13 protein-coding genes are annotated in these 15,153 nt (G+C 73.7%); 4 read left to right on the forward strand and 9 right to left on the reverse strand.

All coding sequences use genetic code 11. The features are described 5' to 3' along the window. Positions 1–231: hypothetical protein (locus DZF91_RS40770; protein ID WP_158588126.1), on the reverse strand; the 231-nt coding region annotated here is incomplete at its 3' end. Between the two features lie 193 nt (positions 232–424). Here DZF91_RS40770 and DZF91_RS36135 point away from each other — a divergent pair. Continuing rightward, the gene (locus tag DZF91_RS36135; protein ID WP_117361522.1) at positions 425–1,174 is read left to right on the forward strand and encodes an FG-GAP and VCBS repeat-containing protein; all 750 of its coding nucleotides are present in this window, start codon (positions 425–427) and stop codon (positions 1,172–1,174) included. Positions 1,175–1,310: 136 nt separating this feature from the next. Here DZF91_RS36135 and DZF91_RS36140 read toward each other — a convergent pair whose 3' ends face one another. The 5 genes from DZF91_RS36140 to DZF91_RS36160 all read right to left on the reverse strand — a co-directional run bounded on the left by DZF91_RS36140 (position 1,311) and on the right by DZF91_RS36160 (position 6,354). Beyond that, the gene (locus DZF91_RS36140) at positions 1,311–2,672 is read right to left on the reverse strand and encodes a glutamine synthetase family protein (protein WP_117361523.1); all 1,362 of its coding nucleotides are present in this window, start codon (positions 2,670–2,672) and stop codon (positions 1,311–1,313) included. A gap of 315 nt (positions 2,673–2,987) precedes the next feature. Continuing rightward, complete coding sequence (locus tag DZF91_RS36145; protein WP_117361524.1) at positions 2,988–3,836, reverse strand: amino acid ABC transporter ATP-binding protein; 849 nt, start codon at positions 3,834–3,836, stop codon at positions 2,988–2,990. Further along, entirely contained in the window at positions 3,833–4,669 is an 837-nt protein-coding gene (locus tag DZF91_RS36150; protein WP_117361525.1) for an amino acid ABC transporter permease, read from the reverse strand. The genes DZF91_RS36145 and DZF91_RS36150 overlap by 4 nt, the downstream gene beginning before the upstream one ends. A 1-nt stretch (position 4,670) precedes the next feature. Further along, entirely contained in the window at positions 4,671–5,507 is an 837-nt protein-coding gene (locus DZF91_RS36155; protein ID WP_235834818.1) for an ABC transporter substrate-binding protein, read from the reverse strand. 25 nt (positions 5,508–5,532) lie between these two features. After that, complete coding sequence (locus DZF91_RS36160; protein WP_158588127.1) at positions 5,533–6,354, reverse strand: ABC transporter substrate-binding protein; 822 nt, start codon at positions 6,352–6,354, stop codon at positions 5,533–5,535. 212 nt (positions 6,355–6,566) lie between these two features. Here DZF91_RS36160 and DZF91_RS36165 point away from each other — a divergent pair, with 212 nt between their 5' ends. Next, positions 6,567–7,631 (forward strand): terpene synthase family protein, encoded by a 1,065-nt coding sequence (locus DZF91_RS36165; RefSeq protein ID WP_199487128.1) that lies wholly within the window; start codon positions 6,567–6,569, stop codon positions 7,629–7,631. Positions 7,632–7,707: 76 nt separating this feature from the next. Here the strand turns inward: DZF91_RS36165 and DZF91_RS36170 are convergent, their stop codons facing one another. Continuing rightward, positions 7,708–8,694: an ArsR/SmtB family transcription factor gene (locus DZF91_RS36170; RefSeq protein WP_117361528.1), complete on the reverse strand. Its 987-nt coding sequence runs from the start codon at positions 8,692–8,694 to the stop codon at positions 7,708–7,710. 29 nt (positions 8,695–8,723) lie between these two features. On the opposite strand from DZF91_RS36170, the gene DZF91_RS36175 reads away from it, so the two are divergent. Beyond that, positions 8,724–10,043, forward strand: a complete 1,320-nt coding sequence (locus DZF91_RS36175; protein WP_117361529.1) for an MDR family MFS transporter — start codon at positions 8,724–8,726, stop codon at positions 10,041–10,043. A gap of 78 nt (positions 10,044–10,121) precedes the next feature. Then, positions 10,122–11,909, forward strand: a complete 1,788-nt coding sequence (locus DZF91_RS36180) for an NAD+ synthase (protein WP_117361532.1) — start codon at positions 10,122–10,124, stop codon at positions 11,907–11,909. Between the two features lie 270 nt (positions 11,910–12,179). Here the strand turns inward: DZF91_RS36180 and DZF91_RS36185 are convergent, their stop codons facing one another. Both DZF91_RS36185 and DZF91_RS36190 read right to left on the reverse strand, forming a co-directional pair. Then, positions 12,180–14,267, reverse strand: coding sequence for a SpoIIE family protein phosphatase (locus tag DZF91_RS36185; RefSeq protein WP_117361530.1), 2,088 nt, complete (start codon positions 14,265–14,267; stop codon positions 12,180–12,182). A 136-nt stretch (positions 14,268–14,403) separates the two neighbouring features. Further along, positions 14,404–15,033, reverse strand: a complete 630-nt coding sequence (locus DZF91_RS36190; RefSeq protein WP_117361531.1) for a TetR/AcrR family transcriptional regulator — start codon at positions 15,031–15,033, stop codon at positions 14,404–14,406. Between the last annotated feature and the right edge of the window lie 120 nt (positions 15,034–15,153).

A 15,153-nucleotide genomic window follows, 5' to 3' on the forward strand; every position in this document is an offset into this window, starting at 1 on the left:
CGCGGCGGCCTCGCCCGCGCGCTCGGCGCCGGCGAGCAGGGCGACGAGGCCGCGCAGCGCGAGGTCCGGGTCGGGGGTGGCGCCCAGGTCGTCCAGGAGCTCGGCGGTGACGGCGGGACCGGCCTCGGCGAGCAGGCGTTCGGCTCCGGCCGGGTCACCGAAGCCCAGCCGGGCCAGCCTGGTCGGCAGCGAGGGTGAGGGACGGCGGTCGTGCGCGCTCGGCGTGCTCACCCGACCACCGTAATCCGCCGGGGCCGTCCGGGCACGGAGAGCGATACGAGATCACGAAACGGCCACGGCGCGAACCCGGATCGATCTTGGGCCGACTCACCCACGGGGGGACGCGCGGCCGTCCCCCTGATCCCCGCGAGCCCCGCTGTGCCGCTCCCCCGTCCACCTCCCCCGCTTTCAGGAGTTTCCGCGTATGAGAAGGCGCACCCTGGCCGGGATCGGTTCCTTGGCGGCGGGAGCCGTGGCGGCGGGATCCGCCGTGGCCCTCACCCTGACGGACGAGCCCCGGGTCTCCGCGGCGCAGGTCACGGGCGCCACGACGGGCAGGTCCGCCAAGCCCGGCGACTTCGACGGCGACCACCGCGCCGACCTCGTCGTCAAGCGGTACCGGCCGGGCGGGACCGGGCAGATCAGCGTTCTGTACGGCGGGAAGGGCGGCCTCGGCGCGCCCGTGACGTTCTCCAAGGAGACGCCGGGCGTCCCGGGCCAGGGTTCGGCCTCCGACCGGTTCGGCGACTCGCTCGCCGTCGGCGACCTCGACGGCGACGGCTTCGCCGAGGTGGTCGCCGGGGCCGCCGGGACCAGGCTCGGCAAGACCGAGAGGGCGGGTGCGGTCACCGTCCTCTACGGGACGCGCAAGGGCCTCACCGCCAAGGGCGCGCGGTCGGTCGACCTCTCCCTCGCGGGGGCTCCGGCCCGTCCGCAGAAGCACGAGCTGTTCGGCAGTTCCGTCCTCGTCCAGGACCTGAACGGCGACGGGACGGGCGACCTGGTCATCGCGGGGTACGGCCGCACGTACCCCGACCTGCCGTCCTCCATCGGAGCGGTCTACTACTTCCCGGGCGGGAAGGGCGGGCCGCTGCTCAAGGGCGCGTTCGCGATCACCCCGAGGACGTTGAACGTCAAGGGGTTCTGGCGGATCGCCGAGACGCTCATGCCGTGACCCGGCCCTGAGACGGCCCTGAGACGGCCTGAGACGGCGACGGCCGGACCCCCGCGCGGGCTCCCGGCCGTCGTCCGCGCGCCGTGCCGGGCGGACGCCCACAGGACGCGCGGACGCCCACAGGACGCGCGGACGCCTACAGGACGGGCATCAGGCGGCGGCGTTCGAACTCGGTGACCTGCCGCCGGTACTCCTCCCACTCCTGGCGCTTGTTGCGCAGGAAGAAGTCGAAGACGTGCTCGCCGAGGACGTCCGCCATCAGCTCGCTGCGCTCCATCGCGCGGATCGCCTCGTCCAGGCTCTGCGGCAGCGGCTCGATGCCCATCGCGCGGCGCTCGGCCGAGGTCAGCGCCCACACGTCGTCCTCGGCGCCCGGCGGGAGCTCGTAGCCCTCCTCGATGCCCTTCAGGCCCGCGCCGAGGATCGCCGCGAACGCCAGGTAGGGGTTGGCGGCGGTGTCCAGGGAGCGGAACTCGATGCGGGTCGAGTGGCCCTTGGCGGGCTTGTACATGGGGACGCGGATCAGCGCGGACCGGTTGTTGTGGCCCCAGCAGATGTAGGACGGCGCCTCGCCGCCCGCGCCCGCCGAGAACCCGACGCCGCCCCACAGCCGCTTGTAGGAGTTCACCCACTGGTTGCAGACGGCGGTGATCTCGGCGGAGTGCCGCAGGACGCCCGCGATGAACGCGCGCCCGACCTTGGAGAGCTGGAACTCGGCGCCCGGCTCGTAGAAGGCGTTCTTGTCGCCCTCGAACAGCGACATGTGGGTGTGCATGCCGGAGCCGGGGTGGTCGGTGAACGGCTTGGGCATGAACGAGGCGTACACGCCCTGCTCCAGCGCGACCTCCTTCATGACCAGGCGGAACGTCATGATGTTGTCGGCGGTGGTGAGGGCGTCGGCGTACCGCAGGTCGATCTCCTGCTGGCCGGGGGCGCCCTCGTGGTGGCTGAACTCCACCGAGATGCCCATCGACTCCAGCATCATGATCGCGTTGCGCCGGAAGTCGTGCGCGGCGCTGTGCGGGGTGTGGTCGAAGTAGCCGCCCTGGTCGACCGGCTCGGGCTCCCGGCCGTCCTCGGGGCGGTTCTGCAGCAGGAAGAACTCGATCTCGGGGTGGGTGTAGAAGGTGAACCCGAGGTCGGCGGCGCGGGCCAGCGCCCGCTTGAGCACGAACCGCGGGTCGGCGAAGCTCGGCGTGCCGTCCGGCATGAGGATGTCGCAGAACATGCGGGCGGCGCCGGGCGTCTCGCTGCGCCATGGCAGCACCTGGAAGGTGGACGGGTCGGGCTTGGCGATCATGTCGGCCTCGTAGACCCGGGCGAACCCCTCGATCGCCGACCCGTCGAAGCCGATGCCCTCCCCGAACGCGCCCTCCAGCTCGGCCGGCGCGACGGCGACGGACTTCAGGAAGCCGAGCACGTCGGTGAACCACAGCCGGACGAAGCGGATGTCCCGCTCCTCCAGCGTGCGCAGCACGAACTCCTGCTGACGGTCCAAAGCCCTCTCCCTCGTGCGACGCCGTCCCCGGCAGGCGGTGTGTGACGCCGGGTCCGGCACTTGCAGTATGACCAACCGCTGTTACCGCGACGTTACGTCGCGATGCCCGTCCCGGCGGCGGCGTATCCAGCGGAAACGCCGCTTATGCGAGCAGTCGCGGGCGTCACGGACATGGCACCCCGTGTCGCCCACTCTGTCACACGGCGGACACCCCGGGCGCAGCAGCGTCTTCACACCCCAGGCTTACCCTGGTTTACCTGACGCTTACCCCCGGCCCCCGGCCGACGCGCAGGTCGGGGGCCGTTTCGCGGCGATTCATTCGGAGTGCCGGTTCCTCCCGAGCCCCAGGGGGCGGCCCTTCGGCGCCGAGTCGTCGGCGCCGGTCCCCAGGGTGTGGTCCAGCCCGTCCACCTCGCCGACGCGGGCGGCGGCCGGATCCAGGACGCGCGCCAGGAACGTCCGGGTGCGCTCGTGCTCCGGGCTCGCGATCACCCGGTCCGGCGGGCCCTGCTCCACCACGACGCCGCCGTCCATGAACACCACCCGGTCGGCGACCTCGCGGGCGAAGCTCATCTCGTGCGTGACCACGACCATGGTCATGCCCTCGTCGGCCAGCGCGCGCATGACGCCGAGGACGTCCCCGACCAGCTCCGGGTCGAGCGCCGAGGTCGGCTCGTCGAACAGCATGACGGCCGGGTCCATGGCGAGCGCGCGGGCGATCGCCACGCGCTGCTGCTGGCCCCCGGACAGCTTCTCCGGGTAGGCGCCCACCTTGTCGGCCAGGCCGACGCGCTCCAGGTTCCGGCGGGCGACCCGCTCCGCCTCGGCCTTGTCCCGCCCGAGCACCTTGCGCTGCGCGACGGTCACGTTCCCGAGGACGTCCAGGTGCGGGAACAGGTTGAACGACTGGAACACCATGCCGATGCGGCGGCGCGCCGCGTCGATGTCCACGTCCGGGTCGGTGAGCTCGACCCCGTCCACCGAGACCGTCCCGGCGGACGGCTCCTCCAGCAGGTTCACGCAGCGCAGCAGGGTGGACTTGCCCGAGCCGGACGGCCCGATCACGCACACCACCTCGCCGGACTCGATGCTCAGGTCGATGCCGCGCAGCACCTCCAGCGACCCGAACGTCTTGTGCAGGCCCCGGATCTCGATCGCGCTCATCGCCGCCCCCGCTTCTGCCGTGCCTCCAGCCGCCGGGCCAGGTAGCCGAGCGGGATCGTGACCAGCAGGTAGCACAGCCCCGCGACCAGGATCGGCGTGGTGTTGCCCTGCTGGCTGGCCAGGTCCCGGCCGAACTTGGTGAGCTCCCGCTGGGTGAGGGACACGCCGATGAACAGCGCCAGCGACGAGTCCTTGAACAGCAGCACCAGCTCGTTGGTCAGCGGCGGGATGACCACCCGGAACGCCTGCGGGACGACGATCGTCCGCATCGCCCGGGACTGCGACATGCCGAGCGAGCGCGCCGCCTCGGTCTGGCCGCGCGGCACCGCCTCGATGCCCGCCCGGATCGTCTCGGCCATGTAGGCCGCCGACACCAGGCCGAGCGCGACGGCCGCCTGCCCGTACACACCGCCCGGCAGCGAGGCGCCCGGGAACGCGAGCGGGATGCCGGTGCCGACGAAGATGAAGATCAGCAGCGCTGGCAGGCCGCGGAAGACCTCGATGTAGGCCATCGCGAACCAGCGGTACGGCAGCGCCGACGACAGCCGCATCAGCGCGATGACCAGCCCGCCGACCAGGCCGAGCGCGAACCCGGTCACCGTGTAGATGACGGTGTTGCGCAGGCCGACCGTGATGATGTCGGGGAACAGGCCCTTGGCGACGGACCAGTTCGCGAAGTTCTCGTGCAGGGACTTCCAGTCCGCGAGCACGACGAACAGCACGACGGCGACCACGAAGACGCCGTACTCGCCGCCGAGCACGAGCTGCCTGCGCCGCCTGCGGGTCAGGCCGCCGCGGGCGCGCGGCGCGGCGGTCTCGGAGGTGGACGCCACGTCAGTGCCCCTCGGGCATGGGACCGATCCACTTCTCGTAGATCGTCTTGTAGGAGCCGTCCGTGCGGGCCTGGGCGATGACCGAGTCGATGGCGTTCTTCAGCCCGTCGTTCTTGCCCTTGCGGACGGCGAAGCCGTACTGCTCGCCGGTGTTGTAGTTGCCGGTGATGGCGTAGGCCGAGTTCGCCGGGTCCTTCAGCCAGCCCTGCACGACCGGGTAGTCCTCGACGATGACGTCGACCTTGCCGGACCGCAGGCCGTTGAGCAGCGCCGCCGAGTCGTCGAAGGAGACCGAGTCGATCTTCGCGGCGTGCACGAAGTCCTCACCGGTGGTGGACGCCTGCGTGCCGACCTTCACCTTCTTCAGGTCCTCGACGGACGCGAACGACGCGCCCTTCTTCGACATCGCCGCCTGGGTCGCGTCGAAGTAGGGCTTGGTGAAGTCGATGAACTTGGCGCGCTCGGGCTTGATGGTCATGCCGGCCGCAGCGACGTCGCACTTGCCCGCGTTCAGGTCCGCGCCCGTCTTGATCGTCTCGAACGGGGTGTCCACGACCTTCTGGGTGACGCCGAGCTTCTTGGCGACCAGGTCCATCAGGTCGATGTCGAAGCCGACGACCTTGCCGTCCTTCTCGAACTGGAACGGCGGGTAGGGCAGGTGGGTGCAGGTGGTCAACTGGCCCTTCTTGACGAGCTTCGCGCCCTGCACGGTGGCGCCGTCGTCCCCGCCGCCGCACGCGGAAGCGGTGGCGAGCACGAGGGCGACGCCTGCCGCCACGAGCGCCGGGAGTCGGGGAATGCGTCCGGACACGTGATCCTCCAGGGGGTTGTGATGCACGTGGAGACGATTTCTACCATGGTCATTACCGCCGGACGGTAGGTGACAGGCCGATCCACTTCGCGTAGACGCGCTGGTAGGAGCCGTCCGCGCGGGCGGCGGCGAGCGTCTGGTCGATCATCTGGACGAGCGCGGGGTCGCCGTCCCTGCGCACCATGAACCCGTACTGCTCGCCGGTTCCGAAGCGTCCGCGGGCCGCGAAGGCGGCGTTGGCGGGGTCGCGGAGCCAGCCCAGCGCGACCGGGTGGTCGGCGACGACGACGTCCACCCGGCGGGCGCGCAGGCCGTCCAGGAGTGCGTCCGGCGTCTTGTAGGAGACGGTGTCGAGACCGGCGTCGCGCAGCGCCCGCTCGCCCTGCGCGGCCTGCAGCGTCCCGACCCGCAGGTGCGCGGCGGCGAGCGCGGCGGGCGAGGCGTACGCGGGCCCCCGGCGGCCGACGATCATCTGCTGGACGTCGAAGTACGGCCGGGAGAAGCGGACGTCGGCGGTGCGCTCCGGCGTGATCGTGATCGCGGACGCGACGACGTCGCAGCGCTCGGCGGTGAGCGCCGACCCCGACTGCAGCGGGGCGTACGCCGTCTCGCGCACCTTCAACGGGACGCCGAGCCGCCCGGCGACCAGCTCCATCAGGTCGATGTCGAACCCGGCGACGCGTCCGCCGCGGCGCTCCTCGAAGGGCGGGTTCGGGACGTGCGTGCAGACGGTGAGCCGGGTCCGGTCGACCAGGGCCACGCCCTTCACCTCGCCCTGGCGCACACCGCACCCGGCGGCGAGGGACGCGGCGAGGGGCGCCGCGAGCACCGCGGCGGCGGCCCGCGAGAGTCGGGAGAGGGGACGTCCGAACACGCTCTGCTCCTTGTGCGCCGGGGGTTTCGCACGACTATCCCACGCCCGCGGCCCGGTCCCGGACATCCCCGGCGGCCCGTCGCGGAACCCTCTCGGCCGCCGCACCGGAACGCCCCGGCGGCGCGTCCACGGCCCCCGGCGCCGTCGCCGGTCATCAATGGCGGCCGGTTCCGTTTCCCAAAAATTGACGTGGCGGTCGTCCGGCGGCGGCGGTGACGATCACTAGCGTGGAGCGGGTCGTGGACGTCTCAACGCTGCTCTCGCTCACCGACCGGGTGGCCTCGCTGGCCGCCCCGTCCACCATGCATCCGGGCGCGTGGCCGCTCGCCGGACGGCAGGACGCGTGGTCCCGCGCGCACGGCCTGGTGGTCGGCGACCCGGACACCTCCCCGCTCGGCCGGGCCCGCTGCGACCGGCTCGCCGCCCGCCTGCTGCCGTCCGCCGACCTCGACCGCGTCGAACTGCTCGGACAGTGGCTGACCTGGACGTTCGCCCTCGACGACATGCTCGACCGACCGCCGCTGGCGACGAGCGCGACCGCCGTCTGCGAGCTGTACGACGACCTGCTGCGCGCGGTCCGGCGCGGCGGTCCCCGGCCCGGCGCGCGTCCGCTGGAGAGCACGCTCGGCGACCTGTGGCAGCGGACGTCGGCGGGCATGAGCGCCGGCTGGCGGCGCCGGTTCCTGGCGCACCTGGCGGCGCACCGGACGGCCTGCGCCGGGGAGGCGGTGAACCGGCGCACCGGCCAGGTCCCCGCGCCGGAGCGGTACCCGGCCGCGCGCCGCGCCGCGTGCGGACCGCACCTGTTCGACCTGGTGGAGCCCGCGCTCGGGGTGGAGCTGCCGGCGCTGGTCGTCGACCTGCCCGCGTGGACGGCGCTCACCGAGGCCACCGCCGACCTGCTGGCCTGGTGCAACGACCTGGCGTCCTGCCGCCGCGAGCGGGCGGACGGCGACGTGCACGACCTCGTCGCGGTGCTGGCGGCGGCCGACGGGTGCGGGCAGGAGCAGGCGGTCCGGCGGGCGGTCGACCAGATCGCGCGGCGCGCCGCCGACGTCCCCGCCGCCGCTCTGGCCCTGGCGGACGGGCTGGACCGGCTGGCGGCGTCCCCGGCGGAGCGCACCTCCGTCCGGCGGGTCGCGGCGGTCCTGCTCGCGGCGCCGCGCGCGCACCTGGACTGGCTGGTCGAGTCCGGACGCTACGACCTGGCCCGGCCCGGTGGCGACGCGGCGCCGCGCCGCCAGATCGGCCTCCGCGACCTCCTCACCCCTCGCTGATCCCGCACTCGCGGTCGCCCATCGCACCGGAGCCCGCCAGAGGCCGGCCGGGGCCGTTCCCTCTGGTGCGGGCCGGTCACCTGATGCGGGCCAGGTCGTCGCCCGCGGAGGTGCGGACGTAGAGGACGCGGCGTCCCATCCGGTGCCCGGTCACCAGGCCGCAGGACCGCAGGACGGCCAGGTGCTGGCTTACCGCGCCCGGCGTGACGCCGAGGCGGCGGGCCAGCTCGGTGGTCGAGGCGGGCGCGTCCAGCGCGTGCAGGATCTCCGCCCGGACGCGTCCGACCAGCGTCCCGAGCGCCCCCGCGCGCGGCTCGGGCCGGGTCTCCCACACCGTCGCCACGCCGGAGACCGGGTAGCTCAGCATCGGCTGGTAGGGCGGCGCGACGACCTGCACGCGCGGCCAGGTGAACACGCTCGGCGCCAGCAGCAGGCCCTTGCCGTCCAGGCCGCCCCGGTAGTTCCACGGCCGCTCGACGCGCAGCACGCCGCCGTCCCACGTCACGGTCTCGTGCAGGTCGGCGAACACGCCCGCCGCGCCGCGCTCGGTGAGGGCGCGGGAGCGGCGCAGCACGTCGCCCTCCAGCAGTTCGCGGATGCGGCCCCAGAACGGCCGGACGGCCACCCGCCAGAACGCGTCGAGCTGCTCGGTGAGCGTGTCGAGCGTGCCGTCCGGGTCGGCGGCCAGCCGCGCGAGGGCGGTGCCGCCCGGCCCGGACCGGTACTGCGGCGTGCCCACGCTGCCCGACCAGCGCAGTTCCTCGGCGACGACCGCCCGCGGAGTGGCGCGGATGATCTCCAGCTCGGAGGCGAAGTCCGGCAGCGGGGTGGTGGGCGGCGGGGTGAGGAAGTCGGCCACGTACCCGACGGCGGGCACCAGGGAGCGCAGCAGGTCCAGGTCGAGCCCGTCCAGCCGCGGCCGGACGGCGCGCAGCCAGGGCAGGTGCAGCGCGCGCCGGGACGGGTCGGCCAGTACCCGCAGCCCGCCGACCGCCTCCCACACCGGGGAGAAGGCGAACCGGACCCGGGCGACGTCGTCCGGGGTGAACACGAAGTCGATCACATCGCCCCCGATCTTTTAGCCCAGGCTAAATGACTGTCCGGAACGCTCCCCACGGCCCGACCATCGTCGTCGTGACCACGTTCGACGAAGCCCTGCACGAACCCGCGCCCCCCACGCCCTCCACGCCCCCGACCCGCCTGGCCTCCTTCTTCGCCGCCCGCCTCGGCGGCCTGCCGCGCGCCTTCTGGGCGCTGTGGACGGGCACGCTGATCAACCGCCTCGGCACCATGGTCGCGCCGTTCCTCGGCCTGTACCTGACGAGCGCGCGCGGCCTGTCGCTGGCGCAGGCGGGCGGCGTGATGACCGTCCTCGGCGCGGGCTCGCTGGCCGGCCAGTTCGTCGGCGGGATGCTCGCCGACCGGATCGGGCGGCGGCGCACGCTGCTGCTGTCGACGCTCGGCAGCGGCGCGGCGATGCTGGCGCTCGGCTACGCCCAGGGGATCGTCGCGCTGGTCGCGGCGGCGGTGGTGCTCGGCCTGCTGCTGGACATGTTCCGGCCCGCGTCGCAGGCGATGGTCGCCGACATGATCCCCGCCGCGGACCGGGCGCGCGCGTTCGGCCTGAACTTCTGGGCGGTGAACCTCGGCTGGGCGGTCGCGATGGTCTCCGCCGGGGCGCTCGCGCGCACCGGCTTCCACACCCTGTTCTGGATCAACGCCGGGGCGGCGGCGGCGTTCGGCCTGCTGGTCTGGCGGGCGGTGCCGGAGACACGCCCGGCGCGGACCGCCGACCCCGACGGCGGGCCCGCCCCGCGCGGCGGCTTCCTGGACGTGCTGCGGGACCGGGTCATGGTCGGCTACACGTTCGCGGCGACGGTGTACGTGTTCGTGCTCATGCAGTCCATGTCGACGATGCCGCTGGCGATGCGCGAGCACGGCCTCGGCGCGGGCACCTACGGCTGGGTCATCGCGCTGAACGGCGTCGTGATCATCGCCGTCCAGCCGCTGGTGAACGCCTGGCTGACCCGGCGGGACCACTCCCTGGTGCTGGCCGCGGGCATGGCGATCGTCGGCGTCGGGATCGGCTCCACGGCCCTGGCGTCCACGCCCTGGCAGTACGCGGCCACCGTGGTCTTCTGGACGTTCGGCGAGATCCTGGTCGCGTCGGTGCTGCAGGCCGTCGTGGCCGGGCTGTCCCCCGACCACCTGCGCGGACGCTACGGCGGGCTGTACGGCCTGGCCTGGTCCGGCGGCCTGATGCTCGCCCCGCTCGGCGGCACCCAGCTGCTCGGCCTCGGCGGGTCGGCGCTGATGTGGCCGGTCTGCGGGGCGCTCGGGCTCGCCGCGGCGGGCATGCAGCTGGCGCTCGCGCCGGCCGTCCGCAGGCGGACGGCCCCGGCCGCCGCTTGACCCGGCCCGCCCGTTATCGTCATAGTGACGATACCCGCCCGGTGAGCGCCGGGACGGCGGCCTTCTAGGGTGGTCAACGTGGCACAGCTCAGGATCGCGCTCGCCCAGGTGAACCCGACCGTCGGCGACCTCGGCGGCAACGCCGGGCTGGTCGTCGAGTGGTCCCGGCGGGCCAGGGACGCCGGCGCGCACCTGGTCGCGTTCCCGGAGATGGCCCTCACCGGCTACCCCGTCGAGGACCTGGCGCTCCGCTCCTCGTTCGTCGAGGCGTCCCGGGACGCGCTGGAGCGGCTCGCCCGGCGGCTGGCCGACGAGGGCCTGGGCGACCTGCCGGTCGTCGTCGGCTACCTCGACCGCCGGACGGTCGCGCTCGTCCGCCCCGGCCAGCCCGCCGGCGCCCCGCTGGACGGCGCGGCGTGGCTGCACGGCGGCGAGGTGCTCGTCCGCTCCGCCAAGCACCACCTGCCGAACTACGGCGTGTTCGACGAGTACCGGATCTTCGTGCGCGGCGACACGCTGCCGGTCGTCCGGGTCGGCGGCGTGGACGTCGCCACCGTCGTCTGCGAGGACCTCTGGCAGGACGGCGGGCCGGTCAGCGTCACCGCGACCGCCGGCGCGGGCCTGCTGCTGGCCCTCAACGCCTCCCCCTACGAGCGGGCCAAGCAGGACGTCCGGGCCGACCTGTGCGGCCGGCGCGCCCGCGAGGCGGGCTGCGCGCTCGCCTACGTCAACATGGTCGGCGGCCAGGACGAGCTGGTGTTCGACGGCGACTCGGTCGTGGTCGGCGCGGACGGCGCGCTGCTCGCCCGCGGCCCGCAGTTCGTGGAGCACCTGCTGGTGTCCGACCTCGAACTGCCCGCCGCCGGCCCGGCGTCCGGCCCCGGCCGCGAGCCGGTCGCCGCCCCGGACGGCACGACCATCACCGTCGAGCGGCACGTCCTGTCCGCCGAGCCCGTGCCCGCCGCCCCGCTCCGTCCGCAGGAGTTCGCCCCGCGCCTGGACGACCTCGGCGAGGTGTACGGGGCCCTGGTCACCGGCACCCGCGACTACGTCCGCAAGAACGGCTTCCGCTCGGTCATCCTCGGGCTGTCCGGCGGTATCGACTCGGCGCTGGTCACCACCATCGCGTGCGACGCGATCGGCCCGGAGAACGTGCACGTGGTGATGCTGCCGAGCCGCTACTCGTCCGAGCACTCGGTCACCGACGCCGAGGAGCTGGTCAAGCGGCAGGGCGTGCACTCCCGGATCATCCCGATCCGCGGCATGGTGGACGCGTTCGAGGCCGAGGTCGGGCTGCACGGCGTCGCCTCGGAGAACCTCCAGGCGCGGATCCGCGCGAACATCTGGATGGGCCTGTCGAACGAGTACGGCCACCTGGTGCTGACGGGCGGCAACAAGAGCGAGCTCGCGACCGGCTACTCCACCCTCTACGGCGACTCGGCGGGCGGCTTCGCCCCCATCAAGGACCTGGTCAAGACCATGGTCTGGGACCTCGCCCGGTGGCGGAACGAGCAGGTCGGCTCGGACCTGCCGTTCCTGCACCCGTTCGAGGGCGCGCCGATCCCCGAGGCGATCATCGTCAAGGAGCCGTCCGCCGAGCTCCGCCCCGACCAGCGGGACTCCGACTCCCTGCCGCCCTACGACGTCCTCGACCCGCTGCTCGCCGACTACGTCGAGCGCGACATGGGCCGGGAACGCCTGGTCGCCGCCGGCCACGACCCGGACCTGGTCGACCGCGTCATCCGCCTCACCGACCTCGCCGAGTACAAGCGCCGCCAGTACCCGCCGGGCCCGAAGGTCACCCCGAAGAACTTCGGCCGCGACCGCCGCCTCCCCATCACCAACCGCTGGCGCGAGAACCCCTGACCGCCGCGCCGGGTCCCAGCCCGGCCCGGCGCGACGATCAGCGGTGTCCGCTCCCGCTCAGGTCCCTTTTCGCCTTGGCCGACCACGCGCGCGAACGCGTGACCTGCCCGGTGCAGCGCAGCCGAAGGCGAGCGGAACCGGGCAGATCGCGAAGCGATGCCGCGTTCGCCCAGACACGGTCACGGAGCGAGCCGCCAGGCGAGCAAGTGGGCCGGGCCTGCGATCAACACAGCCGCCAGGCGAGCGCAGGTGGCCGGGACTGCGATCAGCTCAGCGGTGGTGGTTCTCGCCGGGCCAGTTGGGGATGGGCTCGTCGGGTTCGGGGGCGATGCCGGGGACGATCTGCTCGCACCAGACGACCTTGCCCGCCGGGGTGCGGCGGGTGCCCCAGCGGTGCGCGAGCTGGCTGACGACGAGCAGGCCGCGGCCGTTCTCGTCGTCGTCGGCGGCGTGCCGGAGGCGGGGCAGGGCGGCCGAGCGGTCCAGCACCTCCAGGGTGAGGGTGCGCTCGAACAGCAGCCGCAGCTCGATGCCGCCGGGGGCGTACCGCAGCGCGTTGGTGACCAGCTCGGACGCCAGCAGCTCGGTGGCGTGCACCAGCTCCGACAGGCCCCACTCGGCGAGCTTGCTGGCCACCAGGCCGCGCGCCCGGCGGACGGACGCGGGGTCGGTCGGCAGCGGCCAGGACGCCATCCGGTCGGCGGGCATCCGGTGCAGCCGGGCCAGCAGGACGGCGATGTCGTCGCGGTGCTGGTCGGCGTAGACGCCGGCGAGGGTCGCCTTGGCCAGGTCCTCCATGGGGCGGCCGACGGTCTCGGCGGTGAACAGCGAGCGCAGCCGGGCCAGCCCGTCGTCGATGTCGCGGCCCCGGTTCTCCACCAGGCCGTCGGTGTAGATGACGAAGACCGAGCCGTCCTCGACGGTGAACTCGCGGCTCTCGATGGTCGCGCCGCCCGCGACGCCGAGCGGCGGGGCGGGCGGCACCTCCAGGTACTCGTTCGCGCCGTCCGGGGCGGCGAGCAGCGGCGGCAGGTGCCCGGCGGACGCGACCTCCATCGTGCCGGTCGTCGCGTCGTACACCGCGTACACGCAGGTGGCGAAGTGCGGCTCCTGCTCGCCGAGCTCGATCATCAGCTCGTGCATGACGTGCAGCGCGTCGGCGGGCGGCAGCTCCAGGTTGGCGAGCGTGTGCAGCGCGGTGCGCAGCCGGCCCATGGTGACGGCGGCGCGCACGCCGTGCCCCGCGACGTCGCCGACGATGAGGGCGACGCGGGCGCCGGGCAGCGCGATCGACTCGTACCAGTCGCCGCCGACCTCGACCAGCTGGCTGCCGGGCAGGTAGCGGTGCCGGACCTCGACGGTCGCGGGCGCCGACAGCCGGTTCGGCAGCAGGCTGCGCTGCAGCGCGAGGGCGGTCGCGCGCTCGCGGCTGAACCGGCGGGCGTTGTCGATGACGATCGCGGCGCGGGCCGCGAACTCCATGCCGATCTCGACGTCGTAGGGGTCGAACCGGCGGTACCCGCCGACGCGGGTGCAGGCGATGAAGCCGAGCAGGGTGTCGCGGGCGATCATCGGCAGCAGCACCATCGACACGTCCGACAGCAGCCGCCCGACCGGGTTGCGCCGCCACTTCCCGGCGATCCGCCCGGCGTCGGCGCGCTCGACGTGCGGAAGGTGGACGGGCCGGGCGGTGTCGAGCACCTGGCGGTACGGGGTGCCCTCGGGGAACACCAGCACCTCGCCGACCGGGAACGTCGCGGTCCAGGCGGGGTCGTCGTCCTCGGAGCTGACCGCGATCCGGCGCATCACCGCCGAGCCGGTCTCCTCGTGCACCTCGTCCGCCGCGACCAGGCTCTCCAGGACCAGCACGGACGAGACGTTGCAGTAGTGCGGGACGACGACGTCGACGATGCCGCGCGCGCTCTGGTCGAGGTCGAGGGACGCCCCGAACCGGGTGAGCGCGTCGTCCATCAGCGCGCGGCGCATGAGGGACGGGTCCTGGAAGCGCTCGCTCGGCGGCAGCGCGACCCGCACGTACAGCAGGCCGGCGGTGCCGTCGCCGACCATGGGCTGCGCGGTGACGACCGCGTCGACGCCGCGGCCGTCGGCGTGCCGCGCGGTGAGCACGGCGGTGCGCTCCTGGCCCGCGGCGGCGGCCTCCAGCAGGTTCTCCAGCTCCGCCTTGGCGTCGTCGGCGACCAGCTCGGTCGCCGGACGCCCGATCACTTCGGCCGGGTCACGGCCGAGGACGGCGGGGCAGTTGGGTCCGCACTGGACGATCGCGCGGTCGGCGTCGAAGCCGAGCACGAGTGTGCGGGACGGGGAATCGCCGACGGGCGCATCGCCCCGTGGCGCCATGACGGATCTCACCTGACGCTCCAGTCAGCCGGTCCTGCATCCACTCCCCCAGCCCAGTATGGAGCATGCCCGGGGCCGCCGGGGAGAAGATCACGATAGGCGGTCCGAAAACGGCATGAAGAAACCGGCGTTCCGGTCAATCCGTCGCGACGCCCCGGAGGAAGGTGTCCACCAGCTTCTCGGCGAACCCGTCGGGCAAGGGGTCCGGAGGCTTGTGGTAGGCGAACGCGCCGACGAGCATCGCGACCGCCACGTCCACGTCCAGGTCGCCGCGCAGCTCGCCGCGCTCCATCCCGCGCCGCAGCACGGCGCGGTACACCGCGCGGCGCGGGTTCAGCACGTGCTGCCGGTAGCGCTCGTACAGCCCGGGGTACTTCTCCGCGCCGCCGACCACGTTCCAGAAGCAGCGGGACGCCTTGAACCCGCGCTCGACCGACATGTGCCGGGCGAGCGTGAGCAGGTCGTCCCGGACGGTGGTGCCGGGCAGCTCGGGCAACGGACCCTTGAGCTCGCCGAGCGCGCCGACGATCAGCGCCTCCTTGTTGGGCCAGCGCCGGTAGATGGTGGTCTTGGCGACGCCCGCCCGGGCGGCCACGGCCTCCATCGACACGCCGTCCACGCCGGACTCCTCGGCCAGCAGGTCGATGGTCGCGTCCAGGATCGCCTTCTCGGCGCGCTCACTGCGGGGCCGCCCGGGGCGCGCGGCACCCGGGCGGCTCTCGTCGGTGTCCGCCGACCGCCGCGCGGCCGGCTTACTGTCAGTCATCGCGAGTCACATTCTCACACGCCCGACGGCGCCCGGCTCTCCTCCGCCGGTGCGGCCGATCCGCCGGCCGAGCCGGCCGATCCGGCGGGGGATCCGGCGGACGGGCCCGCGGCAGGCCCG

The organism is Actinomadura logoneensis (assembly GCF_003428695.1).
GTDB lineage: Bacteria > Actinomycetota > Actinomycetes > Streptosporangiales > Streptosporangiaceae > Spirillospora > Spirillospora logoneensis.